Annotated in this window: 16 protein-coding genes; 11 read left to right on the top strand and 5 right to left on the bottom strand. The window is 72.0% G+C overall.

The features are described from left to right. Nucleotides 1-105 precede the first annotated feature (105 nt). Complete coding sequence (locus DT019_RS35115) at nucleotides 106-1,776, bottom strand: PucR family transcriptional regulator (protein WP_114041052.1); 1,671 nt, start codon at nucleotides 1,774-1,776, stop codon at nucleotides 106-108. A gap of 263 nt (nucleotides 1,777-2,039) precedes the next feature. Between DT019_RS35115 and DT019_RS35120 the strand changes: the two genes are divergently transcribed. The 7 genes from DT019_RS35120 (at nucleotide 2,040) to DT019_RS35150 (ending at nucleotide 11,625) form a co-directional block, all read left to right on the top strand. Then, entirely contained in the window at nucleotides 2,040-2,936 is an 897-nt protein-coding gene (locus DT019_RS35120; RefSeq protein WP_114041053.1) for an FAD binding domain-containing protein, read from the top strand. Between the two features lie 2 nt (nucleotides 2,937-2,938). Then, nucleotides 2,939-3,559, top strand: coding sequence for a (2Fe-2S)-binding protein (locus DT019_RS35125; RefSeq protein WP_114041054.1), 621 nt, complete (start codon nucleotides 2,939-2,941; stop codon nucleotides 3,557-3,559). Between the two features lie 2 nt (nucleotides 3,560-3,561). After that, complete coding sequence (pucD, locus tag DT019_RS35130; protein ID WP_114041055.1) at nucleotides 3,562-5,967, top strand: xanthine dehydrogenase subunit D; 2,406 nt, start codon at nucleotides 3,562-3,564, stop codon at nucleotides 5,965-5,967. Nucleotides 5,968-6,342: 375 nt separating this feature from the next. Continuing rightward, on the top strand, nucleotides 6,343-7,806 hold the full coding sequence (locus DT019_RS35135; protein ID WP_114041056.1) for an NCS2 family permease: 1,464 nt from the start codon (nucleotides 6,343-6,345) through the stop codon (nucleotides 7,804-7,806). Nucleotides 7,807-7,852: 46 nt separating this feature from the next. Continuing rightward, complete coding sequence (locus DT019_RS35140) at nucleotides 7,853-9,004, top strand: XdhC family protein (protein WP_114041057.1); 1,152 nt, start codon at nucleotides 7,853-7,855, stop codon at nucleotides 9,002-9,004. Nucleotides 9,005-9,132: 128 nt separating this feature from the next. Next, a complete protein-coding gene (locus DT019_RS35145; protein ID WP_114041058.1) occupies nucleotides 9,133-10,365 on the top strand; it encodes a GNAT family N-acetyltransferase in 1,233 nt (410 codons plus the stop codon). Nucleotides 10,366-10,737: 372 nt separating this feature from the next. Continuing rightward, a complete protein-coding gene (locus DT019_RS35150; RefSeq protein ID WP_223279915.1) occupies nucleotides 10,738-11,625 on the top strand; it encodes a polysaccharide deacetylase family protein in 888 nt (295 codons plus the stop codon). A gap of 95 nt (nucleotides 11,626-11,720) precedes the next feature. On the opposite strand, the gene DT019_RS35155 is transcribed toward DT019_RS35150, so the two are convergent. The 4 genes from DT019_RS35155 to DT019_RS35170 all read right to left on the bottom strand — a co-directional run bounded on the left by DT019_RS35155 (nucleotide 11,721) and on the right by DT019_RS35170 (nucleotide 15,390). Next, nucleotides 11,721-12,359, bottom strand: coding sequence for a GOLPH3/VPS74 family protein (locus DT019_RS35155; RefSeq protein ID WP_114041059.1), 639 nt, complete (start codon nucleotides 12,357-12,359; stop codon nucleotides 11,721-11,723). Nucleotides 12,360-12,479: 120 nt separating this feature from the next. After that, nucleotides 12,480-13,139: a response regulator gene (locus DT019_RS35160; RefSeq protein ID WP_114041060.1), complete on the bottom strand. Its 660-nt coding sequence runs from the start codon at nucleotides 13,137-13,139 to the stop codon at nucleotides 12,480-12,482. A 277-nt stretch (nucleotides 13,140-13,416) separates the two neighbouring features. Continuing rightward, nucleotides 13,417-14,562 (bottom strand): sensor histidine kinase, encoded by a 1,146-nt coding sequence (locus DT019_RS35165; protein WP_114041069.1) that lies wholly within the window; start codon nucleotides 14,560-14,562, stop codon nucleotides 13,417-13,419. A gap of 63 nt (nucleotides 14,563-14,625) precedes the next feature. Then, nucleotides 14,626-15,390 carry an SDR family NAD(P)-dependent oxidoreductase gene (locus tag DT019_RS35170; RefSeq protein ID WP_114041061.1) on the bottom strand — a complete coding sequence of 255 codons (765 nt, stop codon included), beginning with the start codon at nucleotides 15,388-15,390 and terminating at the stop codon, nucleotides 14,626-14,628. Between the two features lie 424 nt (nucleotides 15,391-15,814). On the opposite strand from DT019_RS35170, the gene DT019_RS35175 reads away from it, so the two are divergent. From DT019_RS35175 to DT019_RS35190, 4 genes are all read left to right on the top strand, one after another. Beyond that, on the top strand, nucleotides 15,815-16,018 hold the full coding sequence (locus tag DT019_RS35175; protein ID WP_114041062.1) for a cold-shock protein: 204 nt from the start codon (nucleotides 15,815-15,817) through the stop codon (nucleotides 16,016-16,018). Nucleotides 16,019-16,404: 386 nt separating this feature from the next. Then, a complete protein-coding gene (locus DT019_RS35180; protein WP_114041063.1) occupies nucleotides 16,405-17,922 on the top strand; it encodes a DEAD/DEAH box helicase in 1,518 nt (505 codons plus the stop codon). A 408-nt stretch (nucleotides 17,923-18,330) separates the two neighbouring features. Next, complete coding sequence (gene kdpF / locus DT019_RS35185; protein ID WP_063801986.1) at nucleotides 18,331-18,420, top strand: K(+)-transporting ATPase subunit F; 90 nt, start codon at nucleotides 18,331-18,333, stop codon at nucleotides 18,418-18,420. Between the two features lie 8 nt (nucleotides 18,421-18,428). Continuing rightward, nucleotides 18,429-18,780 (top strand): potassium-transporting ATPase subunit KdpA (locus DT019_RS35190; protein WP_147267384.1); only part of this gene is annotated, 352 nt, incomplete at its 3' end.

The raw sequence follows: 18,780 nt of genomic DNA on the forward strand, positions 1-18,780 counted from the left end.
TTGAGCTGCTGAGTCGAATTCGCATCTCAACACGGAATGGCACGCCGGGCCAAGGGGGGTGCGTGAATGAGTTCACAATCGTCCGGCCCTGGCCGGGATCGACTGTCAGCTCATACGAAGCGCCAGGAAGAAGTCGAGCTTGTCCTCGAGCCGGGACAGGTCACGGGCCGTCAACTGCTCGATCCTGCCCACCCGGTAGCGCAGGGTGTTGACGTGCAGGTGCAGGCGCGTCGCGCACCGCGTCCACGAGCCGTCGCAGTCCAGGAAGGCCTCCAGGGTCGGGATGAGTTCGGCCCGGTGGCGCCGGTCGTAGTCGCGCAGCGGGTCGAGCAGCCGGGCCGTGAAGGCGCGCCGCACGTCGTCCGGGACGAACGGCAGCAGCAGTACGTGCGAGGCCAGCTCGTGGTGGCCGGCCGCGCACACCCGGCCGGGGCGGGCGGCGGCGACCCGGCGGGCGTGCCGGGCCTCCTCCAGGGCGCCGCGCAGCCCCTCGGCGGAGTGCACCGCGGCGCTGACACCCAGTGTCAGGCGGCCGTCGTCGGCGAGGCCCGCCGAGAGCGGAGCGCGCACGGTGGACAGCAGCGCGTCGGCGTGCAGGCCGCCCTCCGCGCCCTCGGGCGTGACGGCGGGCAGCGGTACGAGCGCGATCGCCTCGTCGCCCGCGTGGGCCACCGCGATCCGGTCGGAGGACTCGGGGCCCACGACCGCGGGGTCGACCAGGATCTCCTCAAGCAGCGACTGGGCGACCGGGCCGCCCGCGATCTCCGCGCCCGAGTCGCGCTCCCAGTCCACCCGGGCCACCACGACCTGCCAGTGCGGCGCCGAGCCGAGGCCGGGCAGCAGCACCGGGGCCGCGACTCTGAGGCGGGCCGCGATCTCGGCGGGCGCGGCGCCGGTCTGCACCAGCTCCAGGACCTCCTGCGCGAGCCGGCGGCGCACCGTGCGGGCCGCGTCGCGCCGGTCGCGCTCGACCGCGATGAGCTGGGTGACGCCCTGGAGGAGGTCGAGCCGGGCGGCCGGCCAGTCGCTCGCGTCGGCCTCGACGGCGAGCAGCCAGTCCGACAGCACCGTCTCGCGCACGTCCCGGGCGGCGGGCGTGGCGCCCCGCCCGTGGTTGCGGATCGGGAAGAGCGAGTAGGTCACGCCGCCGACGGTGGCCCGGTGCGGGCCGCGCCGTCCGGTGCGGGTCGCGCCCAGGTGCTCGGCGGCCAGGGCGGCGCCCACCGCGGGGGTCAGCGGGTCGCCGGCCCCGGCGATCTGGCGGCCGGTGGGGGAGAGGACCCAGGCCCGCAGGTCGAGGTCCGAGCCGAGCAGGTCGAGGACCACCTCGGGGCCGCCGCCCGCCGGGCCCGACGTCATCAGCCTGCGGTGCCGGTCGACGACGGCCGCGAGGTCGCCCGCGCGCTCGCCCGAGACCTGACGCACGACGTGCTCGGTGATGGTCGCGAACGCGACCGACTCGTTCACCGCGAAGAGCGGGAGCCGATGGCGAGAACAAGCCATGACGAGATCGTCGGGAATGGCGCCGAGCTCGGCCTCGCCGGCCGCCAGCCCCGCGACCCCGGCACTCGCCAGGATGCGTACGAATGGCTCGGAATCCTCGGCGTCCCGGCGCCAGGCGAGACCCGTCAGGACGAGCTCGCCACCGGTCAGGTAGCGGCTCGGATCCCGCAGGTCAGTGGTCATGACTCCCCGCACCGTGCGGTCCAGCTCGTCCTCGCCGCCGAGCAGCCGCAGCCCCAGCGCGTCGGTTTCCAGAAGTGCGCGCAGCCGCATCGCGTGTCGCCGCCGATCTGTCTTGATGTTGCCGTTGGAAAGCGGTGAGGTAACGGAGCACCGCCTTTCATACGAATCTACAAGACGTGAGCGGAGACCAGCCAACTCCTTCATGGTTTCGGTGACTGCACCCGAGGGATCGGGACTTGTGTACTGATTCCACACCGCGTTAACAGCACATGAACGACTGAGATGTCGAGGGCCTGCCGTCCCCGGGACCCGCGCGAACGACCCCGAATTTGAGAATCGGAAGAGAGCCACTCATGGACTTCCTTCGCCCCGCCAGCTGGGAGGAGGCGCTCGCCGCCAAGGCAGAGCACCCCACCGCTGTGCCCATTGCGGGTGGCACCGATGTGATGGTCGAGATCAACTTCGATCACCGGCGGCCCGAGTACCTCCTGGACCTCAACCGCATCAGCGAGCTGGCCCAGTGGGAGGTCGGGCAGGAGAGCGTCCGGCTTGGCCCCTCCGTCCCGTACACCAAGATCATGGAGAACCTGCGCACCGAGCTGCCGGGTCTGGCGCTCGCGTCGCACACGGTCGCGTCGCCGCAGATCCGCAACCGCGGCGGCGTGGGCGGCAACCTCGGCTGCGCCTCCCCGGCCGGTGACGCCCACCCCGCGCTGCTGTCGTCCGGCGCGGACGTCGAGGTCGAGTCGCAGGCGCGCGGCGTGCGGCTCATCCCGATCGACGAGTTCTACAAGGGCGTCAAGCGCAACGCTCTCGAGGCCGACGAGCTGATCAAGGCCATTCACATCCCCAAGGCGGACGGCCCCCAGCAGTTCTCCAAGGTCGGCACCCGCAATGCCATGGTCATCGCGGTCTGCGCGTTCGGCCTGGCGCTGCACCCCGAGACCCGTACGGTCCGGACCGGCATCGGCTCGGCCGCTCCCACCCCCATCCGGGCGAAGGCGGCCGAGGAGTTCCTGAACGCGGCGCTCGAAGAGGGCGGCTTCTGGGACAACGGAAAGATCATCACCCCGTCGGTCGCGAAGCAGTTCGCCACGCTCGCCTCGGGCGCGTGCAACCCGATCGACGACGTCCGCGGCACCGCGAACTACCGCCGTCACGCCGTCGGCGTCATGGCGCGCCGCACGCTGATGTGGACCTGGGAGACGTACCGCGGCGGAAACGGCCGCACCCTTGAAGGAGCTGCATAACCATGCGCGTCAATTTCACGGTCAATGGCCGTAAGCAGGAGGCCGACGACGTGTGGGAGGGCGAGAGCCTTCTCTACGTCCTGCGCGAGCGCATGGGTCTTCCCGGTTCGAAGAACGCCTGTGAGCAGGGCGAGTGCGGTTCCTGCACGGTCCGCCTCGACGGCGTGCCGGTGTGTTCGTGCCTGGTCGCGGCCGGTCAGGTCGAGGGCCGCGAGGTCGTCACCGTGGAGGGCCTGGCCGACTACGCCGCCCACCGCGCCGACGCCCACCCCGGCGGCGGCTGCGCCTCGGGCGCCTGCGGTACGTCCATCGACGCCGCCAAGCGCTGGACGGCGCACGGATCCGACAGCGGGCTCCGCCCGCGGGCCCAGGACGGGCAGACTGGAGAGGCGGGCTCGCTCTCCCCGATCCAGCAGGCGTTCATCGACGCCGGCGCCGTGCAGTGCGGTTTCTGCACCCCGGGCCTCCTGGTCGCCGCCGACGAGCTCCTGGAGCGCAACCCCGAGCCGTCCGACGCCGACATCCGCGAGGCGCTCTCCGGCAACCTGTGCCGTTGCACCGGCTACGAGAAGATCCTCGACGCGGTCCGCCTCGCGGCCGCCCGTCAGGAAGAGGCGGTCTGATCATGGCGCAGAACACCCGCACCACACCGGCCGGTACACCCACCAACGTCACCCAGAACCACACCAAGGGCGGCATCGGCGAGTCGACGCTGCGCCCGGACGGCACCCTCAAGGTCACCGGTGAGTTCGCGTACTCCTCGGACATGTGGCACGAGGACATGCTGTGGGGCCAGACGCTCCGCTCCACCGTCGCCCACGCCGAGATCGAGAACATCGACATCTCCGAGGCCGTCGCGATGCCCGGCGTCTACGCCGTGCTCACCTACGACGACCTGCCGGCCAAGATGAAGAACTACGGCCTGGAGATCCAGGACACCCCCGTCCTGGCCCACCGCCGGGTCCGCCACCACGGTGAGCCGGTGGCCCTCGTGGCCGCCGACCACCCGGAGACCGCCCGCCGCGCGGCCGCCAAGATCAAGATCGACTACCGGGAGCTGCCGGTCGTCACCGACGAGGCCTCCGCGCTCGCCGACGACGCCCCGCTGATCCACGAGGGCCGCGACGACCACCACGCCGGTCACGTCCCGCACCCGAACATCGTGCACCGCCAGCCGATCATCCGCGGCAACGTGGAGGAGGCGCGCAAGCGCGCCGACGTGATCGTCGAGGGCGAGTACACCTTCGGCATGCAGGACCAGGCCTTCCTCGGCCCGGAGTCCGGCCTCGCCGTGCCCGCCGAGGACGGCGGTGTGGACCTGTACGTGGCCACCCAGTGGCTGCACTCGGACCTCCAGCAGATCGCCCCGGTCCTGGGCCTGCCGCCGGAGAAGGTCCGCATGACGCTCTCCGGCGTCGGCGGCGCCTTCGGTGGCCGCGAGGACATCTCGATGCAGATCCACGCCTGCCTCCTGGCGCTGCGCACGGGCAAGCCGGTCAAGATCGTCTACAACCGGTTCGAGTCCTTCTTCGGCCATGTGCACCGCCACCCGGCGAAGCTCCACTACGAGCACGGCGCCACCAAGGACGGCAAGCTCACGCACATGAAGTGCAGGATCGTTTTGGACGGCGGGGCCTACGCCTCGGCCTCCCCGGCGGTCGTCGGCAACGCCTCCTCGCTCTCGGTCGGCCCGTACGTCATCGACGACGTCGACATCGAGGCCATCGCCCTCTACACGAACAACCCGCCGTGTGGCGCGATGCGCGGCTTCGGCGCCGTCCAGGCCTGCTTCGCCTACGAGGCCCAGATGGACAAGGTCGCGGCGAAGCTGGGCATGGACCCGGTCGAGTTCCGCCAGCTCAACGCCATGGAGCAGGGCACGATCATGCCGACCGGCCAGGTCGTGGACTCCCCGGCCCCGGTCGCCGAGCTGCTGCGCCGGGTCAAGGCCCGCCCGCTGCCGCCCGAGCAGCAGTGGCTCGCGGCCGGCGAGGCCCCCGACGTCCGCGCCCTGCCCGGCGGTCTGTCCAACACCACGCACGGCGAGGGTGTCGTACGCGGTGTCGGCTACGCGGTCGGCATCAAGAACGTCGGCTTCTCCGAGGGCTTCGACGACTACTCGACCGCCCGGGTGCGCCTTGAGGTCATCAACGGCGAGCCCGTCGCGATGGTCCACACGGCCATGGCGGAGGTCGGCCAGGGCGGTGTCACCGTGCACGCCCAGATCGCCCGTACGGAGCTGGGTGTCACGCAGGTGACCATCCACCCGGCCGACACCCAGGTCGGTTCCGCCGGTTCCACGTCCGCCTCCCGGCAGACGTACATGACCGGTGGCGCGGTGAAGAACACCTGCGAGGCCGTCCGCGCCAAGGCCCTGGAGATCGGCCGCCGCAAGTTCGGCTCCTACCACCCCGCCTGGGCCACCGCCGAGCTGCTGCTCGAAGGCGGCAAGGTCGTCACCGACGGCGGCGAGGTCCTCGCCGACCTCGCGGACGTCCTGGAGGGCGAGGAGATCGACGTCGAGCTGGAGTTCCGGCACCGCCCGACCCAGGCCTTCGACCTCGTCACCGGCCAGGGCAACGGCCACGTCCAGTACACGTTCGCCGCGCACCGCGCGGTGGTCGAGGTGGACACCGAGCTCGGCCTCGTCAAGGTCGTCGAGCTGGCCACCGCCCAGGACGTCGGCAAGGCGCTCAACATGCTCTCCGTCGTCGGCCAGATCCAGGGTGGTACCACCCAGGGCCTCGGTGTCGCGGTGATGGAGGAGATCATCGTGGACCCGAAGACCGCGAAGGTGCGCAACCCCTCCTTCACGGACTACCTGATCCCGACGATCCTGGACACCCCGACCATCCCGGTCGACGTCCTGGAGCTCGCCGACCCGAACGCGCCGTACGGCCTGCGCGGTCTCGGCGAGGCCCCCACCCTGTCGTCCACCCCGGCCGTCCTCGCGGCGATCCGGGCGGCGACCGGTCTGGAGCTCAACAAGACCCCGGTCCGTCCCGAGCACCTCACGGGCACAGGAGCCTGATCCCCCCGGGGGGTGCGGGTGAAGGGAATTCCTTCTCCGGGCCCCTCCCCACAAGCACTCCGGGCGGTGCGTGCCTTCCAGGAACGTCACACTTCCGACGCCCGCACCGCCCGGAGCACTCAAGTACCGCACCGCTCGCGGTCCTCGCAGTAACCAGCAGTACGAGCGACACGCACAACCGAGTCACACCAGCAACACCCGTAGCCATCTGCACTGCGGTACCGCACCTGGGTACCCCGGCAGGAGCAGACACCGTTCGTCTCGGGCCGTCCCCCGGGTCGTGCAGCCCACGAACCATCCCAAATCCCGCAGCTTGTCTGACCTGAGGACTCAAGTCTTATGCGGGTGCCCCTGTGAACCTTGGGAGTAGGCACCATGACCCAGCAGTCTGTGGAGCCGAAGACCACCGCCGAGGACGCGGGCTCCGGCTCCCGTCCCCCCGCCGGCAGGTCTTGGCTCGACCGGTACTTTCACATATCCGAGCGAGGATCCACGCTCGCGCAGGAAGTGCGCGGCGGCATCACCACCTTCATGGCGATGTGTTACATCCTCCTGCTCAACCCGCTGATCCTGTCGACGCCGGACGTCGACAAGCACACGCTGGGCCACGCGGGCCTGGTGACCGCCACCGCGCTCGCGGCCGCGGTCAGCACCCTGCTGATGGGCTTCATCGGAAAGGTTCCGCTCGCGCTCGCCGCCGGCCTGAACGTGTCCGCGGCCCTGACCACCCAGGTGGTCCCCAACATGACCTGGCCGCAGGCCATGGGCATGTGCGTCATGTACGGCGTCGTGATCATGCTCCTTGTCGTCACCGGCCTGCGCGAGATGATCATGAACGCCATCCCGCTGGCGCTCAAGCACGCGATCACCATGGGCATCGGCATGTTCGTCGCCCTGCTCGGCCTCGTGAAGGCCGGATTCGTCGGCAAGGGTCCCGAGCACGGACCTCCGGTCACCCTCGGCGCCACCGGACAGCTCGTCGGCTGGCCCGTCTTCTTCTTCGCGGTCACCCTGCTCCTGATCTTCGCCCTCCAGGCCCGCAAGGTCCCCGGCGCGATCCTGATCGGCATCGTCTCCGGCAGCGTCCTGGCCTTCGTGGTCACCAAGGTCGCCGGCCTGACCGACGCGGACTGGGGCGGCACCGCCCCCGCCCTCAAGGGCAGCGCGGTCTCCACGCCCGACTTCGGCCTCTTCGGCCACGTCGAGTTCGGCGGCTGGGGTTCCATCGGCGCCATCAGCGTCGGCATGATCGTCTTCACCCTGGTGCTGGCCGGCTTCTTCGACGCGATGGCCACCATCATCGGCGTCGGCCAGGAGGCCAAGCTCGCCGACGACCAGGGCCGCATGCCGGGCCTGTCCAAGGCGCTGTTCATCGACGGTGCGGGCGGCGCGATCGGCGGCGTCACCGGCGCCTCCGGTCAGACCGTGTTCATCGAGTCCGCCTCCGGCGCCGGTGAGGGCGCCCGTACCGGCCTCTCCTCGGTCGTCACCGGCCTGTTCTTCGCGGCCTGCCTCTTCTTCACCCCTGTCACCCAGCTGGTGCCCGCCCAGGTGGCGTCCGCGGCCCTGGTCGTGATCGGCTCGATGATGATGAGTGCCGCCAAGCACGTCGACTGGAGCGACCGCTCCGTCTCCATCCCGGTGTTCCTCACCGTGGCGCTCATGCCGTTCACGTACAGCATCACCGCCGGTGTCGGCGCGGGCGTCGTCGCCTACACCGTGATCAAGGCAGCACAGGGCAAGTGGCGCGAGATCGGCGGGTTCATGTGGGCCCTGACGGCCGTCTTCACCATCTACTTCGCCCTCCATCCCATCGAGAGCTGGCTCGGCGTCAAGTAGCGGCGGTGCCGTTGACGCCCTCCACACATCCGTAAGGAGACCGAACATGCTGGACATCGCCGAAGAGCTGAACCGGTGGGTCGAGCAGGGACGCGAGTTCGCCGTGGCCACCGTGGTGGCGGTCGGCGGCAGCGCGCCCCGGCAGCCGGGAGCCGCCCTCGCCGTCGACAGCGAGGGCACGGCGATCGGCTCGGTCTCCGGCGGGTGTGTGGAGGGCGCCGTGTACGAACTGTGCCAGCAGGCGCTCGAAGACGGCCAGACCGTCCTCGAGCGGTTCGGCTACAGCGACGAGGACGCCTTCGCGGTCGGCCTGACCTGCGGCGGCGTCATCGACATCCTCGTCACCCCGGTCCACGCCGACGCGCCCGCCCGCGCGGTGTTCGCGGCCGCCCTGGCCACCGCCGCACGCGGCGAGGCCGCCGCCGTCGCCCGGATCACCGACGGCCCCGCCGAACTCATGGGCCGCGCCCTGCTCGTCCACCCCGACGGCAGCTACGAGGGCGTGCTCGGCGGACATCCCGAACTGGACCGCGCGGTGGCCGACGAGGCCACCGCCTACCTGGACGCGGGCCGCACCGGCACCCTCTCCCTCGGCGTCGACGGCCGGCTGTGCGGCCAGCCGCTGACCGTTCTGGTCGAGTCGAGCGTGCCGGCCCCCCGGATGATCGTGTTCGGCGCCATCGACTTCGCTTCCGCCCTGGTCAGGGTCGGCAAATTCCTGAACTACCACGTCACCGTGTGCGACGCCCGGCCCGTCTTCGCGACCAAGAACCGCTTCCCCGAGGCGGACGAGATCGTCGTGGAGTGGCCGCACAAGTACCTGGAGCGGACGCCCACCGACTCCCGTACGGTGCTGTGCGTCCTGACCCACGACGCCAAGTTCGACATACCGCTCCTGGAGACCGCGCTGAAGCTGCCGGTCGCCTACGTCGGTGCGATGGGCTCGCGCCGCACCCACCTGGACCGCAACGAGCGGCTGCGCGAGGTCGGCGTCACCGAGCTCGAACTCAACCGCCTGCGCTCCCCGATCGGCCTCGACCTCGGCGCGCGTACGCCCGAGGAGACCGCCCTGTCCATCGCCGCGGAGATCGTCGCCAACCGGCGCGGCGGCAGCGGGGTCTCGCTGACCGGCGCCCACACCCCGATCCACCACGACGGCAAGGACACCCCGGTGGGCCGCATCGGTTCGGTGGCCTAGCCTCCCGCGTCGGGCCGGTCGCCGCCCCGGGCCCTGGTGTCGTGTGCGGGCCCCGGGAGGGCGCGGCCGTCCCCGGCCCGGGTGATATGCGGGTGACCGCCCGGTTTCGACCGGGTTAGGGTCGCCGCATGAGCGAGCTGGAGTTCCGCGACGTACCCGAGTCCGACGTCGACCGCGCCCTGGAGCTCTGGTGGCTCGTCTTCCACGACCGCCCCGACGAGAAGGAGAAGCGCGCCTACCACCGGGCGATGGTGCTGCGCTGCGACCGCGTCGGGGCGTACGACGGGGACGCGCTCGTCGGCTTCCTCGTCGCGCACCGCTTCACCCTCTCCGTCCCGGGCGGTGAACTCCCGTGTCCCGGGCTCACGTTCGTCTCCGTGGCCCCCACCCACCGCCGACGGGGCGTGCTCTCCGGCATGATCGCCGAGGTGTTCCGCCGGTGCGCCGAGCACGGCCGCCCCATCGCGGCGCTGTGGGCCTCCGAGGCCGCCATCTACGGCCGCTTCGGTTTCGGCGCGGGCACCTACGGCACCTCGGTCGAGATCAACTCGACCCGCCCGCTCGCCCTGCGCATCGAGCCGGACCGGCGCCCCCTGCGGCTCATCGACCCCGACGACGCGCCCGCCGAACTCGGCCCCTACTACGAGGCGACCCGCACCCGGCGCGCCGGGCGCATCGCGCGCGACACCGGCCGCTGGCGCGGCGAGTGGCTGCCCGAGACGGACGAGGACGACGACGAGCTGGGCCCGCCCCGCATCGTCGGCCTCGGCGCCGCCGGGGAGCCGCTCGCCGGGTACGCCCTCTACCGCACCCGGCGCGAGGACGACCCGGCCAGGCCCGGCACCGTCCAGGTGGCCGAGCTGGAGGCCGACACCCCGGCCGGCGAGGCCGCGCTCTGGAACTACCTCGCCGGCATCGACCTCACCGGCACCGTCCGCGCCTGGGGCCTCGCACCGGACGACCCGCTGCTCCTGTTCGCCACCGACCGGGACCAGGTCCGGGCCGTCGCCGAGTTCCCCGCGCTGTGGATCCGGCTCGTGGACGTCGGCGCCGCGCTCACCGCCCGCTCGTGGGCGGCCGAGGCGTTCCTCGTCCTGGAGGTCCGCGACGACCGCGTCCCGGCCAACGCGGGCCGCTTCCGCCTCACGGCCTCCCCGCGCGGCTGCGCCTACGAGCCGACCGAGGCCGCGCCCGACCTCACCTTCGACGTCCGCGACCTGGCCGCCTGCTACCTCGGCGGCACCGAGGTCCGCCGCCTCGTCCGCGCGGGCCTCGTGACGGAGCACACCCCGGACGCGGCGGCCACCCTGGACGCGGCGCTGCGCACCGGGGAACTGCCGCACACGGTCGACGAGTTCTGACCGGCCGGGACCGAGGCCGGGGTCCCACCGCCCGGGAGTGACGAGGCTCTCGTCGGGGAACGGCCGCCGCCGGGCCGAAGGTCCCGCGCCGAAGAGCCTGCTCACAGCGGGAACCGGAAGCCCCCTTGGCGCGGTCTTTGCCTGCACGTTAGGGACGAAGGTCCCGGCACGCGGCGTCCGCACCGGACCCCCTGCACCACTGAGGTCGCGTCAACCTCCCTGTCCGCCAGGGAAGTTGCCGGAATTCGGGTGTTTTCCGGCGATACCCGGCTGGAGAATTCACATTTCGGGATTCGGGCGCGATCGTGCGATCGTGGCCAACCGGTGAAGCTCCGCAGCCGCACTGGCACGTATCGAGGGGATGGGGAAACCATGACGCCACTGGCCGCCCACACACGCCGCATCGTGATGGCCGCTGCAACGGCCGTGGTCCTGACGGGCGGCGTCGCCGCCGCCGTCTTCCTCGGCAGTGACACCTCCGCCGACGGCCCCGGCCCGGCCCTCGCCCACACCAGCACCACCGGCAAGTCCGACAACAAGCCCGGCCGCCCCGGCGGCTCGGCGGAGCCCTCGGGGCCCGGCGGCGACAGCGCACCGGACGGCTCCGACGGCTCCGGCGACTCGACCGGTCCGGCCGCGCCGCCCGGCGCGAGCGGGATATCCGAGACGATCGACCACGCCACCGAGAGCGGCGGCAAGTCCGTCTCGATCACCATCGACGACGGGCCGAGCCCGGTCTGGACGCCGAAGATCCTCGCCGTCCTGAAGCAGTACGACGTCAAGGCGACCTTCTGCATGATCGGCCCGCAGGCCAAGGCCAACCCCGGGATCGTCAAGCAGGTCGTCGCGGCCGGGCACCGCCTCTGCGACCACACGGTCAGCCACGACGAGGCCATGAACAAGAAGCCCGTGGCCTACCAGAGCTCCGAGGTGCTCGACGCCCAGAAGATGATCGAGGACGCGGCCGACGGCGCCAAGGTGCAGTACTTCCGCGCCCCCGGCGGCGCCTTCACGCCCGACAACCGTCACATCGCCGCAGGCCACGGGATGCGCCCGCTCGGCTGGAACGTCGACACGAAGGACTGGAAGAAGCCCGGCACCGCGACCATCGTGAACACGGTGAAGCAGCAGCTCAAGAATGGCCCGATCGTGCTGTTCCACGACGGCGGCGGCGACCGCGCCCAGACGGTCGCCGCCCTGAAGGAGCTGCTGCCCTGGCTGGCGCAGCAGGGCTACACCTTCAGCTTCCCTGCGATCTGAGCGGGCGCCGGCCGTCCTGGCCCCGACGGCACACGACTTGACGACCCGTCATATCCCTGACGGTGGTGCGGGGCCGAGCGTCGTACGGTCGTACGTCAGCTCCCGCCCATCCCGCCCTGCGCGGCGACCAGCGTGGTCCCGAGGCCGCGCACGGCCTTGCCGAGGGCGGGTGCGAGCGCGTCGAGCCGTCCGGCGGCGGCGTCGAGGCGGTCCCGGTGGGCGCGGGCGTCCGCACGGGACACGATGTGCCGCACCCCGCCCGCCGCGGCGAGCGCCAGGAGCACGGCGTCGTGCGGCGCGAGCGGGCCAGCGCCGTGCAGCTGTGCGGCGAGCCCGTCCTGGAGGGCGCGTACGCCCGCCGCGTCCCGCACCGTCACCGAGCGCCGGGCGGGTCGGACGAAGGCGGGCCGCTCCTCCACAGTGATCAGGCCCACGGCGGCGAGCCGGTCCTCGACCGCCCCCAGAGTCTCCGCGCGATCGGCCCGGATCCACGCCTTCCAGGTGCGCCGGTGCGCCCCGGCCTGGGCCAGCGTGTCATCGAGGACGGGATCGCCCGTGGGTCCGGAATCCGCGACCGTCACGTCGCCCGCCCCGTCGGTGACACGGCCCAGGAGAGCCAGTTCGGCGAGGACGGCCGCGCGCAGCAGGAAACCGGTCCTCGTGCGGTCGTACAGGGCTGCGGCATCGGTGTCGTAGGCCGCGAGGTACATCCGGCCGTACAGGGTCTGCGTCATACGACCGACGGTACGGAACGCGCGCCGCGCGCGGATCCACCCGGCGGATGGACCCGCGCTGGGACCCCGGTATGAGTGGGCGGGTGGCTCATACCGCGGGATGAGGCGGCGGGCATCCGCTCAGCCGCGGCGCGGCTCGACGAGACCGTGGTCGTACGCGGCGACCACCGCCTGCACCCGGTCGCGCAGCCCCGCCTTGCGCAGGACCGCCGAGACGTGGGTCTTGACCGTCGCCTCCGAGAGATGCAGCCGGGCGGCGATCTCGGGGTTGGACAGCGCCTGCCCGATCAGCGTGAGCACCTCCAGCTCGCGCGGTGACAGTGCGGCCAGCGCCTCGGGGGCCGGGCGCGGGGGCGCGGTGTGCGCGAAGCGGTCGAGCATGCGCCGGGTCACGGTGGGCGCGAGCAGCGCGTCCCCGCGTGCCACGACCCGGACGGCCTCGGCGAGCTCGGCGGGCCGGATGTCCTTGAGGAGGAACCCGCTGGCCCCGGCGCGCAGCGCGGTCAGTACGTGCTCGTCGAGGTCGAAGGTCGTGACGACCAGGACCCGGGTGGCACTGCCCGAGGCGACGATTGCCCGCGTCGCCTCGATGCCGTCCATCACGGGCATCCGCACGTCCATCAGGACGACGTCGGGGCGCAACTCCGCGACCAGGCGCACGGCGTGCCGACCGTCGGCGGCCTCGCCGACCACTTCGAGGTCGTCGCGGGCGTCGATGATCATGCGGAATCCGCCGCGTACCAGGGTCTGGTCGTCGGCCACCACTACGCGGATCGTCACGCCTCGTACCTTAGGGCCCGCCCTGGCCCGGCTCGCCCCGGCCCTCCGCGGTTCCGCTCCCGCCCGACCGTCAGGGGCCCCGAGGCGACCCCGTCCCGTCGGCCTCCTGACCGGGAGCCGATCGCGCGGTTCCCCGCGGCCCTGGGCCCGTTTTCGTCCGCGGGCCGTGCGTGGCTGGTCGCGCAGTTCCCCGCGCCCCTGACCCGCTCTCGTCCTGCGGGTCGTGTGTGGTTGCTCGCGCCCCTGGGTTCGGGTGCTTCCTGGGCGGCGGGGTGGTTCAGGGGGATGGGCGGGTTGGTAGTACCGCTTGGACCGTGAAGCCTCCGGCCGGGTTGGGGGCAGCCGTCAGGGTGCCGCCCAGCAGTGTCGCTCTCTCGCGCATGCCCGTCAGGCCTCGGCCCGCGCCCAGGGAGCGCCAACTCCGTTTGGTGGGGCGGCCGTTGTCGGTCACCTCGATGCGTACCGACTCCTCGTCGTAGCGGACCGACACCCGTACCAGGCTCGCATCGGCGTGCCGCAGCGTGTTGGTCAGCGCCTCCTGGACGATGCGGTAGCCCGCGAGGTCCACGGCGGACGGCGGCGTGGCCGCCCGGCCCTCCTCGTGGAGCTCGACGGCGAGTCCGGCGGCGCGGGTGTTCGCGGCCAGCTCGGCGAGATCCCCGAGCCCGCGCGGTGGACGGCGCCCCTCGTCCCCGTCCCCGCCGGTCTCCGTACGCAGCAGGAGCCGCAGCTCCCCGAGCGCCGAGCGCCCCGCGCTGTCGATGGCGCGCAGGGCCTGCCTGGCCTGCTCGGGATGGGTGGCGAAGACGTCCTCGGCGGCGCCCGCCTGGATCACCATCACCGACACGGTGTGGGCCACCACGTCGTGCACCTCGCGGGCGATCCTGGCCCGCTCCTCGGCCACCGCCCGCCGTGTCTCGGCGGCGAGCCGGTCCTGCTGGGCCCGGCGCCACTGCCCCACCGTCCAGGCCAGCGTCACGGCCAGCACGTGGCTGACGAGCATCAGCGGGCCGCCGCCGACCAGGGCCAGCGGGGCGAGCGCCAGCATGCCGAGCAGCCACCAGCGGGAGGTGCGGGCCGGGCGCAGCGCCGACAGGACGCACAGCGCGAGCTGGGCCCCGAGCAGGGCGCCCGTCAGGCTCAGCGCCGGGAAGAGCAGCCACATCGCGGTCCCGAGCAGGGCGCTTACGACGAGGACGGCATCGGGCCGGGCCACCACCCACCACAGGACCACGACCTGCGCCACGGCGAGGCCCAGCGCGACGGTGGGCCTCCCGCCGGAACCCGCCCCGGCGGCGAGCCAGGCGGGCACGGCCACCCCGAGCACCAGCAGCGCCGAAGCCGCCCGCAGCGCCCGGACCGCCCCGACTGCCTGGGCTGCCTGAACAGGGGAAGGGGGTCCACCACCGTCCGGACCGCGCATGTCACCCACGGCCGCGACGCTATCAACCCCCGTGCCCGAGGCCCCGCGCGCGACGCCAGGCGGTCACTTGGCGGGGCGGCGGGAGCGGGCCATCCGCGCCGCGACGGTGCGCGGCACATGACGCACGGCGAAGGCGTACGCCTTGTACTGGAGCCCCGTGATGCTCACCGGACGCCCGCGCCGCAGGTCCTTCAGGGCCTGCTCGACGACCTTCTCGGCATCGAGCCAGGCCCACTCGGGCAGCGAGCTCACGTCCATCCCGGCCCGCTCCTGGAACTCCGTACGCGTGAAGCCGGGCACGAGGGCGAGGACGCGGACGCCGTGCGGGGCCAGGTCGACGCGCAGGGACTCGCTGAACGCGGTCAGCCACGCCTTGGCGGCGCCGTACGTGCCCGTGGGCAGCAGGCCGGCCACCGAGGAGACGTTGAGCACCACGCCCCGGCCGCGCGCGGTCATCCCCGGCACGGCCGCGTGCGTGAGCCGCAGCGGCGCCCGCACCAGCAGGTCGAGCATCCGCTCCTCGTCGTCGACGGGGCTGTGCGGGAAGGGAGCGGGAAGGCCGGAGCCCGCGTTGTTGACGAGGACGTCCACCGGGTCCTCGGCCGAGGCGAGCCGCTCCTCGACCCGGCGGCAGTCCTGCGGGTCGACCAGATCGGCGGCCAGGGTCTCGACCCGCACACCGTGCCGGGCCCGCAGCTCCTCGGCCGTCCGCCGCAGCCGCTCCTTGTCCCGGGCGACCAGCACCAGAGCGCACCCGAAGCCCGCGAAACGGTGGGTGAAGGCGGCGCCGATGCCCGAGGTCGCACCGGTGATCAGGACAGTGGTCATGGCGGCTCTCGCTTCTCCGGGGCGCGGGCCGCGCCCGTGCACCCGGACCAGTGTTCGCGGACGCCGCGGAAGATCAAGTGCGAGGGTGCATAACTGGCCAGTCCGGACATCCCGTTGAAGGTGCCGCCGACAGGGCAGAAGCTGAATATTTGTCGCGCCGGCCACGGAAATTTACGCAAAGTGCGGCGAGGCTTCCTGGTGGCGCGCGCGAAATAGTAGTATTCGCCGTGCCGCCCTGACGGATCCGTGCTACAGTTGATCCCAGTTGCAGTTGTGGTTCCCAAAGACTTCAAGTGCCTTGATGGTTTTATGCCGTCGGGCGCTTTTGTATTTCCGGTGCTTTTTCCGGACGGGGCAATCATCGCGGTAACGACGGGGTCGGCACAGTGCGGGCCCCCGGGCATGGCCCCGAAGGAGATGTGACATGGCTACTGGCACCGTGAAGTGGTTCAACTCGGAAAAGGGCTTCGGCTTCATCGAGCAGGAGGGTGGCGGCCCGGACGTGTTCGCCCACTACTCCAACATCGCCGCCCAGGGCTTCCGTGAGCTTCAGGAAGGCCAGAAGGTGAACTTCGACGTCACGCAGGGCCAGAAGGGCCCGCAGGCCGAGAACATCACGCCTGCCTGACGCTGAGGCGTTTCTGCACGCGGCTGGGGCTCGCACCTTGGGGTGCGGGCCCCAGCCCGTTGCTGTTCCACCGGGCCCGCCGCCACGTCGTGACGGCATTCCACACGGCCCGCGGGACGCCGGGCAGCCGCCCGGGTGTCCCGCCACGCAGCGGACGAACCGCCACGGCCACCGGCCGGGGCCCGGCTCTGCCCGCTGTCCCGATCCGGCCCGTCCGCCAGCCAGGCGGCGGATTCCCGGCATTCCGACAACGGGTGGGGAATTTCCACGCCCTCGTGCGGCCGGATCGGAAAATTCGACTTCTGTTTTCGGCTCGTTCTTGCGATGTCCCGGCGGCAATTCCACCGGGAGTCCCTCGATACGTGCCATATCGAGGAAGGTTCTCCTTGAACCGTTCAGCTCGCACGAACGACCGCTACTCCGCCGCCCGCAAGAGCGGCGCCGACCGCGGGGCCCGTTTCCGGCCCCAGGGCGCGAACCGCTCCGGCGGCGGCCGCAGGCCCGCCGCACCGCAGGGCGAGTTCGCCCTCCCCGTCACCATCACCCCCGCCCTGCCGCCCGTCACGGCGTTCGCCGAGCTCGGCCTGCCGACCGAGGTGCTCGACCTGCTGGCCGGCCTGGGCATGAACGAGCCGTTCCCGATCCAGGCGGCCACCCTGCCGAACTCGCTGGCCGGCCGGGACGTCCTGGGCCGCGGGCGCACCGGCTCAGGCAAGACCCTCGCCTTCGGCCTCGCCCTGCTGGCGCGCACCGCCGGGCGCCGCGCCGACTCCAAGAAGCCCCTCGCGCTGATCCTGGTCCCCACGCGTGAGCTGGCCCAGCAGGTCACCGACGCGCTCACCCCGTACGCCCGCGCCCTGCGGCTGCGGATGGCCACCGTCGTCGGCGGCATGTCGATCGGCCGCCAGGCCGGTGCGCTGCGCTCCGGCGCCGAGGTCGTCGTGGCGACGCCGGGCCGGCTCAAGGACCTCATCGAGCGCCGTGACTGCCGCTTGGACCAGGTGGCCATCACGGTCCTGGACGAGGCCGACCAGATGGCCGACATGGGCTTCATGCCGCAGGTCACCGAGCTCCTCGACCAGGTGCGGCCGGAAGGGCAGCGGATGCTGTTCTCGGCCACCCTGGACCGCAACGTCGACCTCCTGGTCCGCAAGTACCTGCACGACCCGGTGGTCCACTCCGTCGACCCTTCGGCGGGCGCGGTGACCACGATGGAGCACCACGTGCTGCACGTGCAGAGCGCCGACAAGTACGCCACGACCACCGAGATCGCGGCCCGCGACGGCCGGGTGATCATGTTCCTGGACACCAAGCACGCGGTCGACCAGCTCACCAAGCACCTGCTCCAGAGCGGTGTGCGGGCCGCGGCACTGCACGGCGGGAAGTCCCAGCCGCAGCGCACGCGCACGCTGGCCCAGTTCAAGACCGGTGACGTCTCCGTGCTGGTCGCGACCAACGTCGCGGCGCGCGGCATCCACGTCGACAACCTCGACCTCGTGGTGAACGTCGACCCGCCGACCGACCACAAGGACTACCTCCACCGCGGCGGCCGCACCGCCCGCGCCGGCGAGTCCGGCAGCGTCGTCACGCTCGTCCTGCCCAACCAGCGCCGCGAGATGAGCCGCCTGATGATGACCGCCGGGATCACCCCGACGATCACCCAGGTCCGCTCCGGCGAGGCCGAGCTGAGCCGCATCACCGGCGCCCAGGCGCCCTCCGGCATCCCCGTCACCCCCGCGGCGGCCCCGGCGGAGCGCCCCAAGCAGCGCGGCCAGGCCCCGTTCCGCGGCCGCGGCACCGCACGTGGCCAGTCCTCCGGCCGGGCCGGCACCTCGCGTCGCGCCGGCGAGTCCCGCGAGCTCGCCGAGGCCCGCAAGGCCGCCCGGGTCCGCCGGGCCGCCTGATCCACCCCGGGGTGGCCGGACCTCCACCGGCCACCCTCGCCTCCACGCCCGCCGAAGCCGTCGACGCGCCCCGGACGCCCACGAGCTGATCCGCGACGCGCGGGTGTTCACGGCTCCCCGGCAGCGCGAGCCCTCCGCGTCAACGACGCGACAACACGGCTGAATCGCCCCGATGCCCCTGCGGCCCGCCCGCGGGGGCATCGGCGTATGAGAGCCGTCAAGGACGTGCCGCGGGCCGTCAGAGGGGCGTCAACGGCGGCTGAAAACGCCTGGTGAGGAGGTTTGCTCAGGGAGTCCGTACTTTTCGAACCTCTCTGAGGAGTCCACGATGGCCGACCTGGCCTTCGTCGTCACCACGGTCGCGGTCTTCGCGCTGGTGGCGCTCATCGCCAAGGGGGTGGCGAAGCTGTGACTGCCGAGAACATCGTCGGCCTGATCGTGGCCGTCGCCCTGCTGGGTTACCTCGTCCTCGCCCTTGTGTATCCGGAGAGGTTCTGAGCCCCGCCATGTCTCCTGTCCTCGCAGGCGTCCTCCAGTTCCTGGCCCTCTTCGCGGCCCTGGCTCTGGCCTATCGCCCCCTCGGTGACTACATGGCCCGGGTCTACTCCTCCGACAAGCACCTGCGTGTCGAGAAGTGGATCTATCGGGCCATCGGCGCCAACCCGTCCACCGAGATGCGGTGGCCCGCCTATCTGCGCGGTGTCCTCGCGTTCTCCGCGGTGAGCGTGCTGTTCCTGTACCTGATGCAGCGTCTCCAGGGTTCGCTGCCCGGTTCGCTCGGGTTCGTGTCGATCCCGGCGGACCAGGCGTTCAACACGGCGGCGTCGTTCGTGGCGAACACGAACTGGCAGTCGTACT

The sequence above is a fragment of the Streptomyces sp. SDr-06 genome (assembly GCF_003324565.1).
Taxonomy (GTDB): Bacteria; Actinomycetota; Actinomycetes; order Streptomycetales; family Streptomycetaceae; genus Streptomyces.